Below are 15275 nucleotides of genomic sequence, written 5' to 3' on the forward strand. Positions count from 1 at the left end.
CCCCCTCTCGTTCGGGTACACTCGCGGCAGTCACCAAGACCCGCAACAGCAATCCCAGGGTATCGACCGTCATAAACCGTTTTCGACCTTTAATTTGTTTGCCCGCATCGTAGCCCACCGATTGGCTCACTCCAGCGGCACTTTTGACACTTTGACTGTCGATAATCGCTTCCGACGGGCTGCGATGACGCTCCTGTTCAATTCGGGTACACTCTCGCAATCGGTCGTGCATCCGCACCCAGGTTCCATCTTTGCGCCACTGACGAAAGTAGGTGTATACGGTTTGCCATGCCGGAAAATCCCCTGGCAACCCTCGCCATCGCACTCCCTCCACCAAAACATAGAAAACTGGCGTTCAGAACATCCCACATATCGACGCTACGAGGACGACCACCGAATTTCGGCTCGGGTATCAAGTCGTTGAGTAGTTCAAATTGGGCTTGAGACAAATTACTGGGGTAAGCTTTACTCATGACGCTCTCTCAGTGCTGTGTACGACATATTCGCAGCTTACACTGAGTGAGCTTTTTTACTCACTAAACGACTTTTAAAACACCCTCTAAGCGTATCTCATCTAAAACAAACTTAAACAGATACTCATCCATTGCCGAAGCACCACAAACCAATGCCCAACGATGCAACGCACGGCGTTCATCCCAGTCTTCATAGGAGTCTTTGTAGCGGTTTTCTAATCTGCGGTGAATATATTGCACTTCCTGCACAATCCGTCGGGCGGTCAAGTATTCCCCAAAGCTCTTGTGGGTAAACTCAAAGGTCTTGTCGCCGGAATGATCGTGTCCACTCTGGCGGAAATAGAAGGCAGTCATCAGGCGGGTAATGCTTGCTTTTGAGTCTGGCTGATAGCCCTCTTGGAAGCGGTTCAGCAGATTTTTGAGATTGCTATTTTCACAATGACGCTCAATCTCCCCCACCGTTGTTGTTCGTCCATTTCCATGCCAAGCGGCGAGGGCAATCTCCTCTAGAATGCGGAAAAAAATCCTCTTCCTTAATGCCCTGAATGGCAGTGTGTTGATGTTCTGCCCAACCTCGCTCATAGATGGCTGTGATCAGGTCAGCATAGACTGCATTCAGATTAGTTTCTTCAGAAAACTTGAGTTTGCCTCGTCTGAGACTGAGGGCAACCAGGTAATTCAGCAGGGGTTGCGCAGTAATCTCAATCAAGTTTCCCTGGTCTAGCTCAGCCGGTAAGCCAGTATAGCCACTGCCACTGGCTGCACCATAGTTTTGCCACCAAAGCTGCCGCTGGTCTTGCTCCAGCAGCTTTTTCGCATCCACGTAATGCTTCCGGTCATATTCAGACACAAAGTAGGGTAGGACATGCAAAATCTGTCCATCCTTACGAAAGTCGGTTTCATTTGCCTGCACCACCAGTTCTCGTCCGCTGATTAACACTTGCAAGCACCTTTCCCGTTGGTTAAGCCGCTCTACTTTACGCTGCACCTCACGCACGAAGTCCTGTGCGGTCTTCTCGGCAATTTTTCCTTGCATCGCCAACTCATCCAAGCCATCGAAGATGATCAACAGGCGGGATTCCCCCTGTTCGACCGCCAGCGGGTTGTGCGGTAATATCCTGTCCATCTGCACAAATTTGCCCACCGCATCAATCAGGTCATCTGAGGGTTCAAAGTGATGCAGCGGAATAAACAGAACGGGAATCGTGCCTTTTGCGGCCAGCTTCGCGGCAAACATTTTGGCAAAGGATGATTTGCCACTACCAGGACCGCCGCTAATCAAGCGAATTGCATCTGTTCGTACTGCTTTGCTGAGCCAGGTTTCTAACTCTTTCTCTAGCTCGACGACCACTCGCTCAGATTGCTTATTGCCTGCAATTCTCCCTTCTAGCTCCTCAGCCTTCTGCCCCTCAAGCTTGCGGTTGTAGTAAGCCCGTAGCGGTACATACACCCGCTTCAGGCTAAAGGCTTCCAAAAACATGGGTTCTTCCACCTGCTTTTGCAGCCAGGTGGCATACCGCAGCCATGCCTGAACACGCTCATTTGCCTGCGTAAAGGGCGTATCCAGCCTTTCTTTCAGTGCCCCATAGTCTTTGGCGTGACTGCCCCACTCCTCATGTAGTGCCCCTGCAAAGTAGATGGGCAGTCGGTCACTAATGGCTTGGGCATCCGCTTCGCTCAATTGACACTGCTTGAGCCATTCCATAAAGGCAGGTTTTACCACCTCAACAATGGCATCTTTGTCAGGATGCTCAAAAAACTTTTTATTGATCGTTAAACTGCTGGTTTCTAGAGCCTGATTAATTTGGGTTTGCAAGGCTTTAACATCAAATTTCTCTGGCTCCAACTCAGTTTTCTCATCAATCAGGGTCTTCATTGCCAGCAGCAGAGCGCGATAAACCAGCAACCAGGCGATTTCCCCCGCATTTGCGGCTAAATTCAGAGTCTTCAGAACTTCAGCCACATTTCCTGGCAGACTATCCAACTTGCCAAAACCCAGGTCTACTAAGCCTTTACCCAATGCATTCGAGAAATCTTTGAAATTGACCTTAATAGATTTCTTCAAAATTGAAGTCGGCTTGCTGATTGAGAGTCCAGATTCACCATTCATAGGTTTTTCGGGTTGGCAATTGCTGAAAAAATTTCTGAATGATTAATTTAAGCAGAACATTCAGCAACCGTCAGTAAAGACAGCCAATGAATTCAGAACGAGCGATCTCTTTATCTATCCTTGCCAAGCTGCGGCTGAAGCCATCATTCAGCAAGGCATTGAGAATGGTGAGATTGATCCAACGCTTGATCCAGAACTGATGATCGACATACTTTGAGGAGCCATCTATCTTCGGCCTTTGGTTGGACACTTACCGCTTGAACAGCAGTTTGCAGAGGAGCTGCCTCAATGGGCGCTCATCGTTCTCAAGATTACAGATTCAAAACCTTTCCTACCCTGGAGACTGAACCCTAACAGGGCTACACATCCTCTGACTCACCACCCTGGCGGTGGAGTTTCCCCTCAAGAGTCTCCCTTGCAATCAACCCCTCGAGGTTTTGCAATCCGCCATTCAAACCAGGCTGGAGGAGCTGTAGCGGTGGGATGTGCCGAGTCAGTAAAATTCTGTTCCATAGCGATGCCATCGAGATTTCGGGTTGTCCAGCACCGGGAGTTAGCGACCATCATGAGGGCTGCAAACTTTAACCTACCGCAGCTCAGATAACTTCCAGGATGCCTACAACCGCTCTGCAACCTGACATCGACAGGGTTAGGAACCGGGTGGCAGGAGGTCGGTGAGGGACAGGGCGAGGCTGGGAAATGCCAGGGGCGCAGCCTGATTCGGTTCGGTGAGAATCAGATGGCTGGTGTAGCCCCTCGGAGTTGGGTTACGGAAGATGTGAAGTTGGCGGTTTTTCAGATCCAACACCCAATAATCATCAATGCCTGACTGGGCATAGAGTTTATCCTTAATTTCACAGTCCTGTTTCAGCGTCGAGTCGGCCACCTCCACCACAAGGTAGATATCACTGGAGCGGGGATGACGATCGACGTAATCTAAGACAGTTCCCCTGACGATGGTTAGATCCGGTTCTGGCTCTGAAAAATCATCCAGTTGCATCGGATCTTGAGTACTCACAAACACAGGCTGTGCCGCTAGCAGTTGATCCAATCCCTTCGCAAGCAAGCGGAGAGCCGTTACGTGAAGAGTCCCTTTGGCAGCCATCAGAGTAATTTGTCCAGCCAGTAATTCTGTCCGTTCCAGGGGGGTGAGAATGCCCAACTCGCTCATTCTGTGGTAGTCCTGCACAGTCCAGCGCTTGAGATCGGTTGGCTCTAGGGTGACGGTAGGGCCGTAAAGGCTGTTTGAGTGCGTCATGATGGGGAAGGGCAGTTGATATGTCCCAGAAATTTTGACCGATTCGGCCAGGAGTCCCTACCATGACGGCCACGATTTCCATTAACGAGATGGAACTTTCCCCCGGCAGCACGGTGAGCATTCACAATCTGTCCTGGCAGGATTTTGAATCCATCTTGACGGGATTGGGGGAAAAGCGCAACACCCGGATCGCATACTATCGAGGCACTTTAGAGATTTTGAGATTTTGGCCTCGAAATAAGTGGCGCAGCATCCAAGCCAACAATGTGACGATCAGAGTCGGGGTTTGTCCAGCTAAGCAAGGTCAGAGAAAGATCGCAGCCATAGGGGTGCTGAATCCCGGTAGCAGCGGTGATGTCAGGGTATCCCCTGCAAGAAGCGTGGCAACCAGTTGCAGTTGGGCGTTGGTACGGCGATAAATTTCCAGGGTTTTCAGTTGCCAATTGGCAATCCAATATTCCTGAACCCCTTGCAGGGAATAGAGCTTGAGCTTAACTTCCCGATCGCGCTGTTCGTTGAGTTCACCGGGCGAGAGCACTTCGACCATTAACTCCGGGGCGACGGTGAGGTGTCCGGCTTGATCAATGCCATGGGCGAGGCGTTCCTGACTGATCCAAACCACATCGGGAATCACGGCATCGGTGGGGGTAAAAATGACACCGGGTGTTTGGAAGGGTTTACCGAATTGAGTTTGTCTAGACCAACGTCCAAGCTCAAAATAGAGATTCCCGCCTGCATCTTGATGGCGGATGTGGGGGGCACGGGTCACAAACAGCACTCCATCCATGATTTCATAGCGTTTCCAACCGCCATCGTCGGGCATGGCATCGAGATCTCGGGTTGTCCAGCGCAGGGAGTTGGCGACCATAGGAGTTACGGTTGATCTTGGTTTTCACCTGAGTGGGTCATGAGGCTCAAGCTTCCCAGGAGTCGCAAAATAAATCCAAGGGAAAGTGCCCGTAGGTTGCCCCCGATCGCTGCGGATCATGGCTCTGGCACGTAACGAGTACCCCACGATAGGAGCCGGTATAGGTATCCGAATAGAAGGACTGACGTTGGGTATTAAATTTCAGATAGACACCCCCAGTGGTTGCGGGGAGACTCTCTAGTTGAGTCTCTGCCCCAAACGCCAAACCAAACCCCTGAAGATAGGATTGCAATGCCTGGAATGCCTCCGTCATCGTATCCGCACAAATTCCCAAAGTTTGGTAGTCAAACTCACCGATAACCGCGAGGAGTGCCTGCCGCACTTGAATTTTCTCCTGTGAAGAATTAATTGGAGTATTCTGATTACAGCTATAGGCTGCGAGGATTTCCAGGGTTTTTTTGCAGGGTGGGATCGGTCACAGGTTTGGATCGTAAAGATGGGGTAAAGACGGAGGAGTTTTTGTGTAATTGACTGCTGAAAAGCTATCATTGCCTCCCCTATGGTTTGGCATTGATGAGATTTGTGGCAAGCTTTGGGTTCTAGCTTAACAGACACAGGTACAGGTGCCCTTGATGAGCGGAGATGGTCAAAGTCAATATCCCCCGACGTTAGGGCAGGATTGGGAGGAAGTGCTCCTTCAACAGCGACCCCGGAGCTTAAAGACCTTGATCGATGCCTTACCGGGAATTGTGTTTTTCTGCGACAGCGACGCTGAGTGGTCAATGAAGTACCTGAGTCGCGGATGTCTGGCTTTAACGGGCTATACCAGTGAAGAATTGGTGGGGCCAGAGCGTCTGGTTTCCTACAACGCCATTACCCATGCCGATGACTTACCGAAGGTTTTAGCCACCATTAGTCGGGCGATCGCCTTGCAACAATCCTACGTAATTGAGTATCGCATTTGCACCAAGTCTGGGCAGCAGAAATGGCTCTGGGAAAAAGGCCATGTGGTCATGGACGAGGCGGGGCAATTTGTAGGCCTGGAAGGATTTATTACGGATATTAGCGACTTAAAATCAACGGAAGCAAAGTTACTGCAAACAACTTCGGAGTTGCAGGCCATTTTTCAAGCCCTGCCCGATTTGTACTTTCGCCTGGATGGCAACGGCACCATTCTGGACTACCATGCGGGCCGCCCTGAGGATTTGTATCTTTCACCCAGGGAATTTCTCGGTCAACGGATGCACTCGCTCTTACCGGGGGAAGTCTGTCAACAATTTGAGCAAGCCATTGAGTCCGTAGTGAACACCAACTCCCTCGTCACCATTGAGTATGAACTCCTGATCGCAGGGTGCCCTCAAGCCTTTGAAGCTCGCCTCTCTCCCCTGTTAGCCCAGGAAATCATTGTCATTATCCGCAATATCACCGATCGCAAGCAGGCAGAAGCTCACATTCGCCGCGCCAATGCGCTGTTGCAAGCCCAAAAGGATGGGGTAGCCGCTGCCGAAAGTCGTCTGCGGAAGCTCAATGTTGCCCTTGTGAAATTGGCTCGCCGTAAAATCTCCACCCCCAGCGACTTGAACCGGGTTTTGCGAGAAATCACAGAGGCTGCGACCCGCACCCTGGAAGTGGAACGAGCGAGTATTTGGCGCTTTACCGGCGATCGCTCCCGAATTCAATGCCTGGATTTATTTGAGCGCTCGGTGGGTCGCCACAGCAGCGGTACCGAACTTACCGTAGTTGAAGCGCCAGCCTACCTGCAAGCCCTGGAAGACCACCGCACCCTCGCCGCCCACCAAGCCCATACCGACCCTAGAACTGAGGAATTATCGGCCTCCTACCTCACCCCCCTGAACATTCACGCCATTTTAGATGCAGCCATTCATGTGGGGGGGTCAGGTGTTTGGGGTGCTGTGTTGTGAGCAGATCGAGGAACCGCGCCGCTGGACGCTGGAGGAACAAAACTTTGCCGGTTCCCTGGCCGATCTCGTCGCCATTGCCGTGGAAGCATCGGAGCGACAGCGGGCAGAAGCCGCACTCCAGCTCACGGACTTTTCCTTTGAGTACAGTGCCCTAGCCACGGTCTGGATTAGCTCCGATGCCTGCTTGCTGCGGGTGAACACGGCGGCCTGTCAACTCCTGGGCTACTCCCGTGAGGAGTTGCAATCGATGCGCGTTTACAATCTGGATCCGAACTTTCCGGCAGAGGCATGGCTCCACCACTGGCAAGAACTGAAGCAGGCTCGGAATATGACCGTTATTTCTCGCCTGCAAGCCAAGGATGGGCGGTTGATTCCGGTGGAGTTGACCCTGAATTACATCGAGTTTGATGGCAAAGAATACAACTTTTCCTTTGCCCGTGACATCAGCGATCGCCTCAGGGTCGAGGAATCCCTGCGGCAAGCGGAAGCAAAGTATCGCAGCATTTTTGAAAACGCCGTTGAAGGCATTTTCCAGACGACCCCCGAGGGTCGCTACCTGAGTGCAAATCCTGCCTTAGCCCGGATCTATGGCTATCGTTCCCCCGAGGAACTGATCGAGACGCTCACCAATATTGAGCAGCAGCTCTACGTTGATCCCCAGCGTCGTCAAGACTTCCAGCACCAGATGCAAACCCAGGGCATTGTCTCAGAATTTGAGTCAGCGATCTACCGTCAAGATGGCTCCATCATTTGGATTGCAGAACACGCCCGTGCCGTATATGACCCCGATGGCGACCTGCGTTACTACGAAGGCATGGTAGAAGACATCACCGACCGGAAGCGCGCTAGCGATGCCCTGCGAAACATTGCGGAGGGCGTATCGGCGGCCATTGGCAATGCCTTTTTTCAGTCCCTGGTGCAACGGTTGTGTGAAGTCCTCCAGGTAGACTACGCCTTTATTGGCGAACTCACAGACCCAGAGACGATTGCGACGATCGCTGTCTATGGACTGGGACGGGTTCAGAGCAATTTTGCATATTGCCTGGTCGATACCCCCTGTGAAATCGTCACTTCCCATAAAATCTGTTGCCATCCCCAAGGGGTACAGCAACAGTATCCTGCTGATCAAATGCTCCAAGAGATGGGCATTGAGAGTTATCTGGGGATTTCGCTGTGGAACTCCGCAGGGAAACCCCTGGGATTGTTATCGATCATGGGCTGTTCGCCGCTGCAGAATGTGCAACTGGCAGAGTCGATGCTCAAAATCTTCGCTATTCGTGCTGCGGCGGAACTCGAGCGGCAGTCCTCCGAACAAGCCTTGGTGCTCAGTGAAGCCAAGTTCCGCCAGATTTACGAAAATGACCCCGGTCATGATGCACTCCATCAATGAATCTGGGGAGATTTGTGATGTCAACTGCAAGTGGTTGCAGGAGACGGGCTATAGCCGTGAGGAAGTGATGGGGCAGTCCTTCGACTTTTTGATGACTCCAGAGTCCGCAGCCCATGCACACCAAACCGTGGTCCCAGAATTCTGGCAGCAGGGCTATGCCCATAACATTCCCTATCAGTACCTGAAGAAAGACGGGACAGTGATGGATGTGTTGCTCAATTGTGTCGCTACGACGGATCCAACGGGGCATCCGATTAGCCTCTCGGTGGTGCAGGATGTCACCCAACGCAAACTCGCTGAAGCAGCACTGCGGCAGGCGGAGGAAAAGTATCGCAGTATTGTTGAGAATGCGGTTGAAGGGATTTTCCAATCCACATTGGAAGGCTACTATCTCACCGCCAACTCAATGTTGGCACGGATCTACGGCTACCAGTCTCCGGATGATTTAGTCAACAACCTCACCGATATTCAGCATCAGCTCTATGTTGATCCGGAGCGCCGGGAGGACTTCAGGCAATTGATGCAGCAGCAGGGATACGTTCAGAGCTTTGAATCCCAGGTGTTTCGTAAAGATGGCAGTATGATCTGGATCTCCGAGAGTGCGCGGGCGATTCGGGACGAGACGGGGGAAATCATCGGCTACGAGGGCACCGTTGAAGACATCACCGCCCGTAAGTCTGCGGAGGTACGGCTCTATCGGCGGGATGTGCTGTTGCAAGGGGTTGCAGAAGCCACCAACCACCTGTTAACGGAACCCAACTATGACGTGGCGATCGCCAAAATGCTGGCAGCGCTGGGTTTGGCGACGGGGGTGGATCGGGTCTATATCTACGAGCATCATCCCCACCCAACCACGGGGGATATAGCCATGAGTATGCGCTTTGAATGGACCCGCGAGGGCATTGTCCCCACCATTCAAAAGCCCTACTGGCAAAACCAATCCTATGAAAACTTTGGCATGGGTCGGTGGTATGAGACCTTTACAGTTGGGAAGTCGATTAAAGGGATCATCCAAGAGTTCCCAGCCAGTGAACGGGAAATTCTCCAACAGGATAATATCCAGTCCATCATCATGGTGCCGATCCATATTGACGGCCAGTGCTGGGGATACATTGGCTTTGATGATTGCCAAGCCGAACGGTGCTGGTCTCGCAGTGAAGAATCGATCCTCCAGGCAATGGCCGCGAGTATTGGGGGGGCGCTGAAGCGCCAGCAAGCCGAAGCCACCATCCGCTATCAAGCGTTTCATGATCTGCTGACCAACCTGCCCAATCGCACCTTGTTTAACGATCATTTGCTCCTAGCTTTGGCCTCAGCCCGTCGTCACCGGACTCCACTGGCGGTGATGTTTCTGGATGTGGATCGGTTCAAAACCATTAATGACACCCTGGGTCATGCAGCGGGCGATCGGCTACTGCAACGGATTACGGAACGTCTCTTGAGCTGTCTCCGCGGCGGAGACACCATCGCCCGCTGGGGCGGGGATGAATTTACCCTGTTGCTGCCCCAGATAACGTCGATTCAGGATGTCGCCAACATCGCCCAACGAGCGTTGGAGGCTTTGAAGCGACCTTTTCACATCAATATGCAGGAGCTACATGTCACGTCGAGTATTGGCATTGCCCTGTTCCCCCAGGATGGGGAGGATGTGGAAACCCTGTTGCGGAATGCAGACGCGGCCCTCTATCGCGCCAAAGATCAGGGGCGTAACAACTACCAGTTTTATCTGCCCACCATGAACTCCACTGCTTCGGCGTTACTGGTGATGGAAAATGATTTGCATCGGGCGCTGGAACGGCGTGAATTTGTCCTTTACTATCAACCGCAGGTTAACATTCATACCTGGAAGATCACAGGCATGGAGGCCTTACTCCGCTGGCAGCATCCGGAACGAGGTCTGGTTTCTCCCCAAGAATTTATCTCCCTGGCGGAAGAAACTGGCCTGATTGTCCCCATTGGTGAATGGGTTCTACGCACCGCCTGTGCTCAAAATCAAGCTTGGCAGGCGGCGGGACTCCCCCCGATGCGCGTTTCTGTCAACCTCTCAGCTCGACAGTTTCAACAGCCGAATTTGGTAACAACGGTGGCTCGGATTTTGCAAGAAACCGAGCTGGCTCCAAAATTTCTGGAGTTAGAAATCACAGAAACCACGGTGATGCAGAACATCGACTTCACCAGTGGCATGCTCCATGATCTGCAACAGATGGGGATTTCTCTGTCCATGGATGACTTTGGCACTGGCTATTCTTCCCTGGGCTATTTGAAGCAGTTTCCCCTGCAAACCTTGAAAATCGATCGCTCCTTTGTACGAGATCTGAAGACCAGCCCCAAGGATGCAGCCATTGTCACGGCGTTGGTGACCCTGGGTCAGGGTTTAAACTTAAACGTGGTGGCTGAGGGGGTGGAAACCTTAGAACAACTGGAAAAGCTGCGATCGCTCCAGTGTGGAGAAATTCAAGGCTTTCTTTTCAGTCCTCCCCTCCCCGTACCTGAGGCCGCCGCCTTGATTCAGAACTATAGCCCTTGCCAGGACTGACGCCATTAAACCATTCAACAGTCAAACCTCCCCCGGTTGAGACTCGGGATGGAAGTAGGCATAGATCTCCTGGGCAATGTGGGGGCCAATGCCGGGAACGGTTGCCAGTTGTTCCGGGGTGGCTTCACGGATGTAGTCTAGGGATCGGAAGACGGCGAGCAGTTGCTTTTGGCGATGGTGTCCCAGTCCAGGAATTTCATCCAGGCGAGATCGACGCAGGCGATCGCTGCGTTGCTGACGGTGAAAGCTGACGGCAAAGCGGTGAGCCTCATCCCGCAGACGGCGTAGCAGTTGCACACCGGGTTGTTCGGGGTCAGTCGCTAAGGGGGCAGATTCCCCCGGTAGAAAAATTTCTTCCCGTTGTTTTGCCAGACTGACGACCCGCAGGTGATCAAGGAGATCCAGCTCCCGCAGGACGGCAACCACCGCTGAAAGTTGACCTTTGCCGCCATCAATCATGATCAGATCGGGCCAATCAGAGTCCCTCCCCAGAACCTTGGGTTTGCCACCACTGGTCGGTTCGAGTGCCCCTAGCTGCCGATCGATCGGGGTGCTGCCCAAGGGGGAATATTTGCGAAACCGTCGCCCCATCACCTCTGCCAAGCTGGCAAAGTCATCGGAGTGGCCCAGGGTGACTGTCGGATTTTTAATTTTGTAATGTCGATAGTGCTGCTTGGCGGGGAGACCCTTGATGAATACCACTTGGGAGGCGACGGCATCCGACCCCTGAATATGGGAGATGTCATAGCCTTCAATGCGATGGGGCAGTTCGGGGAGATCCAGTAATTCTGCCAGATCCTGCATTGCCTGGGTATTGCGATCTGCCACTCGCTGCATCCGTGCCAGTTCATACCCAGCGTTGCGCTCTACCATGTCTATCAGCTCGGCTTTGGTTTGCCGTTGAGGGGTCAAAATGGTGACTTTGCGGCCTTTGCGATCGCTGAGGAAGGTGGCTAGCATCTCGGCTTCGGGCAGGTCATGCTGCACCAGGATTTCCGTGGGAATTTCCACGGCATCAACCTGTTGATAGTGTTCTTCCAGTACCCGCTGCAAAATCGCGCCCGGTTCCGCCACCGCCGTTTCGGCAATAAAGCCCAAGCGTCCCACCAGTCGCCCGGCTCGAATCTGGAAGAGTTGCACACAGGCATTTTGGTCATCGGCCACTAGGGCGATCGCATCCCGTGACACCGTATCATCGGGCAAGGCCACCTTTTGCTCCGCCCCCAGACTTTTGAGACCGTGAATTTGATCCCGGAGTCGAGCAGCCTGCTCAAAATTTAAGCCAGTAGCAGCCTGCTGCATTTGTACCGTGAGGGATTCCACCAGCTCCTCAGTCCGTCCCTGAAACACCATCGCCACCTTTTGCACGGTTTTGCGGTAATCCTCCGGGGTAATTAACTGCTGACACACCCCCGGACACCGACCAATATCGTAGTTAAGGCAGGGGCGATCCTTAAACAGGGGCTGGGGACGTTGCCGCAGGGGAAAGAGCCGCTTAGAGAGGTAGAGGGTACTCCGAAGTAAATGGCTGTCAACGTAGGGGCCGTAATAGCGGTCTTTGATATTGCCTAGATAGCGTTTGCGGGTAATAAAGATCCGGGGATAGGTCTCTGACCAGGTGATGCAGACGTAGGGATATTTCTTATCATCTTTGAGCAGCACATTGAAGTGGGGTTGGTGTTGCTTGATCAGATTGGCTTCCAGGGCCAGGGCTTCGGCTTCGCTATCGGTGACAATAAACTCAATCTCCACAATCTGCCGCACCATCAGGTCAATGCGGGGACTGTGATTGTGGCGATCGCGGAAATAGGAACGTACCCGTGACCGCAGTCGCTTGGATTTGCCGATATAGAGAATCTGATCCTCGCGATCGCGCATGTAGTAAATGCCGGGTTCCATGGGAATCTCTTGGAGCCGACTTTCCAGGCGATCAGGGTCTTGAAACAGGGGGGGAAGTTTTGCAGACACCATCACTCAAAACCAGCAGCACACTATGATTTAGTCTAGGATGGGTTGCTGGCACTGTGCTGCCCACGACCTTTGTTGCCCAAACCAAGGGGGTTCTCGATGCAGACTGTTCACTTACTGCTGACCTTCACCTCACCGGGACCTATCCTCTTTGAATGGGGGCCGCTGGTGATTCGTTGGTATGGGCTGCTAATTGCGATCGCCGTCTTGGTGGGGATTAATCTCTCCCAGTTTTTGGCCCAGCGGCGGCAGGTGAACCCGGAAATCATGGCAGATCTGGCAATTTGGTTGGTGATCGCCGCCATTCCCTGTGCCCGTCTTTACTATGTTGCCTTTCAATGGCAGGAATATGCCGCCGATCCCAGCAAAATCATTGCCATCTGGCAGGGAGGCATTGCCATCCATGGCGCGATCCTGGGGGGGATGGCAGCGGCGCTGCTATTTGCCCGTTTGCGGCGGGTACCCTTCTGGCAGTTGGCCGATCTCGTGGCACCCGCTCTGATTCTGGGGCAAACCATTGGGCGCTGGGGCAATTTCTTTAATTCCGAAGCCTTTGGTCGTCCCACTGACCTGCCCTGGAAGTTATATATTCCACCCACGCACCGTCCCCTGGGTTACACCAATTTTGAGTACTTTCACCCCACCTTTCTCTACGAGTCTCTGTGGGATCTGTCAGTCTTTGCCCTGTTGTTGAGCCTCTTCTTTTGGAGCTTGCACCGTCAACCCCCGTTGAAGGTAGGGACGCTGTTTCTGGTGTATCTGGTGAGCTATAGCCTGGGTCGCCTGTGGATTGAAGGGTTGCGAATGGACAGTCTGATGTTGGGGCCGCTCAGAATTGCCCAATTGGTGAGTCTGGGGGCGATCGCCCTAGGAGTGATCGGCTTGCTCTGGCTGTATCGACTGGATCGGGCTTTACCAGATGTTGTTACCAGTGAGCAGGCTTCCCCTAGCTAAAGCACCCTCTTCAGCCAGCGCCAGGATTGCCCCTCTAACCCCTTCACGGAATTTTCTCACCTATGACCCTTCAACCCGCCGTCTATCTTGTGGGGGCTGGCCCTGGCGATCCCGATCTGCTGACAGTCAAAGCGCAGAAGATATTAGCTCAGGCAGATGTGATCCTGGTAGCTGATTCACTGGTGCCGCGCCAGATTTTGCAAGGGGTTCGGTCGGAGGCCGAAATTATTCCTACAGCCAACAAAACCTTGGAAGAGATTCTGCCCTTCATGGTTGAGCGGGTGCAGAGTGGCAAGTCTGTTGTCCGGCTGCAATCCGGAGATCCCAGCCTTTACAGTGCTATTCATGAGCAGATGCAGGCATTACAATCAGCGGCAATTCCCTTTGAGGTGGTTCCCGGCATTAGTGCTTATCAGGCAGCCGCCGCCACATTACAGGTGGAACTGACCGTTCCGGGACTGGTACAAACTATTATCTTGACCCGCATCAGTGGGCGGACTGAAGTACCAGATCGAGAGGCATTGGCATCCCTAGCGGCTCATCAAGCCAGTTTATGTCTGTACTTGAGTGCCCGCCATGTGCAGAGCGCCCAAACCCAATTACTCCAGCACTACCCAGCAGATACCCCCGTTGCCCTCTGTTATCGATTAGGCTGGCCGGACGAGAAAATTTGGCTGGTTCCCCTAGGGGAAATGGCTGTGACCACAGAGCGCGAAAATCTGATTCGGACGACCCTCTACGTCATCAGTCCAGCACTCAAGGCAGCACCCGCCCGCTCTCGACTTTACCATCCCGAGCATTCCCACTTGTTTCGTCGTGAATCTAGTGGGTAACAGCTGCTCCTGAGTCTGGGTTCGGGAGAGCAAGCATGGTGAGTTCCCAATCACAACAAAGATGGCAATCAAGATCTTGTCCATCTGTCAATCACTCTGAGCCAGGTTACGATCTGGCAGAATTATGGACAGCCCAAAGACTCACGGGTAGCAACGCCTGTGACAGAGTTAACCCCACTGGCCGATTGGCATAACAGTACCACTTGCTGCCGATCTAGCACCGCATTACTAAAGTCTGCTCCGGTTACCTGAGCGCCCCGAAAGTTAGATTTAAGCAGCATCGCATCCGTCAAAATGGCATCGGTGAAATCTATGCCCGACAGGTTACTGAGGTAGGCAATGCCATTACTGAAGTTGACCCCATGCCAGTTGGCCTTGGTGAGCATTGCCCCGTTGAACACTGCACCTCGCAGATCGGCACCGCTGAAGTTAGCCCCCGCTAGCTCGGCAGCACCAAATTCTACTTGCAACAAGCTTTGGCCGGAATAATCCTTGGCGATCGCAGCTGCATCATCATAGGCGCGAATCGCGGCGGAGCTAGCCGCCTGCACCGGCAGTGGCAACCCCATCAGCACCACGAGCAAGGCTATTACCCATCCCCAAAGAGGCCAACAACGTAGACGCATAAATAATTCCCAGACATTTATTGCTAAACCCCCCATCTCTTTAAGTTAATCATGTTGGGTGAGAAAAGGAGAGCAGTATCAAACTCCCTCTGCCGATCTAGGAGAGCAATTTAGGGTGAGGGCTACACCGGTGCGATCGCGGCAGTGCTGAAAGATGAGGCTGTAGCAGCGGGACTAGATTGTGACGGCTGGGGTGTCCCAGTATTTTCTGTTTCGGGGGGATCTTTACCGGAATAGGCTGCAATTAAGATGAACAGCAGGCACATCGTCTACGGCCTACCTCCAAAAATTTCCAAGTGTGATATTTTTATACTGTAAGCTAGCAGTTCGTGTAGCA

General features: G+C 52.8%; 11 protein-coding genes and 3 pseudogenes. 5 read left to right on the forward strand and 9 right to left on the reverse strand.

What is annotated here, in order from left to right; all coding sequences use genetic code 11:
- The 7 genes and pseudogenes from DO97_RS05155 to DO97_RS05175 all read right to left on the reverse strand — a co-directional run.
- Positions 1 to 473 (reverse strand): annotated as a pseudogene (locus tag DO97_RS05155) (IS5 family transposase); the annotation flags it as partial.
- A 63-nt stretch (positions 474 to 536) separates the two neighbouring features.
- A complete protein-coding gene (locus DO97_RS24590) occupies positions 537 to 932 on the reverse strand; it encodes a hypothetical protein (RefSeq protein ID WP_052128421.1) in 396 nt (131 codons plus the stop codon).
- The gene (locus DO97_RS05160; RefSeq protein WP_193365054.1) at positions 919 to 2538 is read right to left on the reverse strand and encodes an NACHT domain-containing protein; all 1620 of its coding nucleotides are present in this window, start codon (positions 2536 to 2538) and stop codon (positions 919 to 921) included. Before DO97_RS05160 ends, DO97_RS24590 begins: the two co-directional genes overlap by 14 nt.
- A gap of 115 nt (positions 2539 to 2653) precedes the next feature.
- The gene (locus DO97_RS23730) at positions 2654 to 2833 is read right to left on the reverse strand and encodes a hypothetical protein (RefSeq protein WP_156120451.1); all 180 of its coding nucleotides are present in this window, start codon (positions 2831 to 2833) and stop codon (positions 2654 to 2656) included.
- A gap of 399 nt (positions 2834 to 3232) precedes the next feature.
- Entirely contained in the window at positions 3233 to 3841 is a 609-nt protein-coding gene (locus DO97_RS05165) for a Uma2 family endonuclease (protein ID WP_036531550.1), read from the reverse strand.
- A gap of 304 nt (positions 3842 to 4145) precedes the next feature.
- Positions 4146 to 4709: a Uma2 family endonuclease gene (locus DO97_RS05170; RefSeq protein WP_036531551.1), complete on the reverse strand. Its 564-nt coding sequence runs from the start codon at positions 4707 to 4709 to the stop codon at positions 4146 to 4148.
- A 46-nt stretch (positions 4710 to 4755) separates the two neighbouring features.
- Complete coding sequence (locus DO97_RS05175; protein ID WP_036531553.1) at positions 4756 to 5181, reverse strand: DUF1824 family protein; 426 nt, start codon at positions 5179 to 5181, stop codon at positions 4756 to 4758.
- Positions 5182 to 5341: 160 nt separating this feature from the next.
- Between DO97_RS05175 and DO97_RS30775 the strand changes: the two are divergent.
- The 3 genes and pseudogenes from DO97_RS30775 to DO97_RS24920 form a co-directional block, all read left to right on the forward strand.
- Positions 5342 to 6647, forward strand: a pseudogene (locus DO97_RS30775) (PAS domain-containing protein); the annotation flags it as partial.
- A gap of 153 nt (positions 6648 to 6800) precedes the next feature.
- Positions 6801 to 8021, forward strand: a pseudogene (locus DO97_RS30780) (PAS domain S-box protein); the annotation flags it as partial.
- Positions 8002 to 10557: a bifunctional diguanylate cyclase/phosphodiesterase gene (locus tag DO97_RS24920; protein WP_204368490.1), complete on the forward strand. Its 2556-nt coding sequence runs from the start codon at positions 8002 to 8004 to the stop codon at positions 10555 to 10557. The pseudogene DO97_RS30780 and the gene DO97_RS24920, both read left to right, overlap by 20 nt.
- 21 nt (positions 10558 to 10578) lie before the next feature.
- Here the strand turns inward: DO97_RS24920 and uvrC are convergent, their stop codons facing one another.
- Entirely contained in the window at positions 10579 to 12528 is a 1950-nt protein-coding gene (gene uvrC, locus DO97_RS05195; RefSeq protein ID WP_204368491.1) for an excinuclease ABC subunit UvrC, read from the reverse strand.
- Between the two features lie 96 nt (positions 12529 to 12624).
- Here uvrC and lgt point away from each other — a divergent pair, with 96 nt between their 5' ends.
- On the forward strand, positions 12625 to 13479 hold the full coding sequence (gene lgt / locus DO97_RS05200; RefSeq protein ID WP_036531558.1) for a prolipoprotein diacylglyceryl transferase: 855 nt from the start codon (positions 12625 to 12627) through the stop codon (positions 13477 to 13479).
- Between the two features lie 62 nt (positions 13480 to 13541).
- Entirely contained in the window at positions 13542 to 14312 is a 771-nt protein-coding gene (cobM, locus tag DO97_RS05205; RefSeq protein WP_036531560.1) for a precorrin-4 C(11)-methyltransferase, read from the forward strand.
- A 122-nt stretch (positions 14313 to 14434) separates the two neighbouring features.
- On the opposite strand, the gene DO97_RS05210 is transcribed toward cobM, so the two are convergent.
- A complete protein-coding gene (locus DO97_RS05210; RefSeq protein WP_036531562.1) occupies positions 14435 to 14938 on the reverse strand; it encodes a pentapeptide repeat-containing protein in 504 nt (167 codons plus the stop codon).
- Between the last annotated feature and the right edge of the window lie 337 nt (positions 14939 to 15275).

Source organism: Neosynechococcus sphagnicola sy1, from assembly GCF_000775285.1.
Lineage (GTDB): Bacteria > Cyanobacteriota > Cyanobacteriia > Neosynechococcales > Neosynechococcaceae > Neosynechococcus > Neosynechococcus sphagnicola.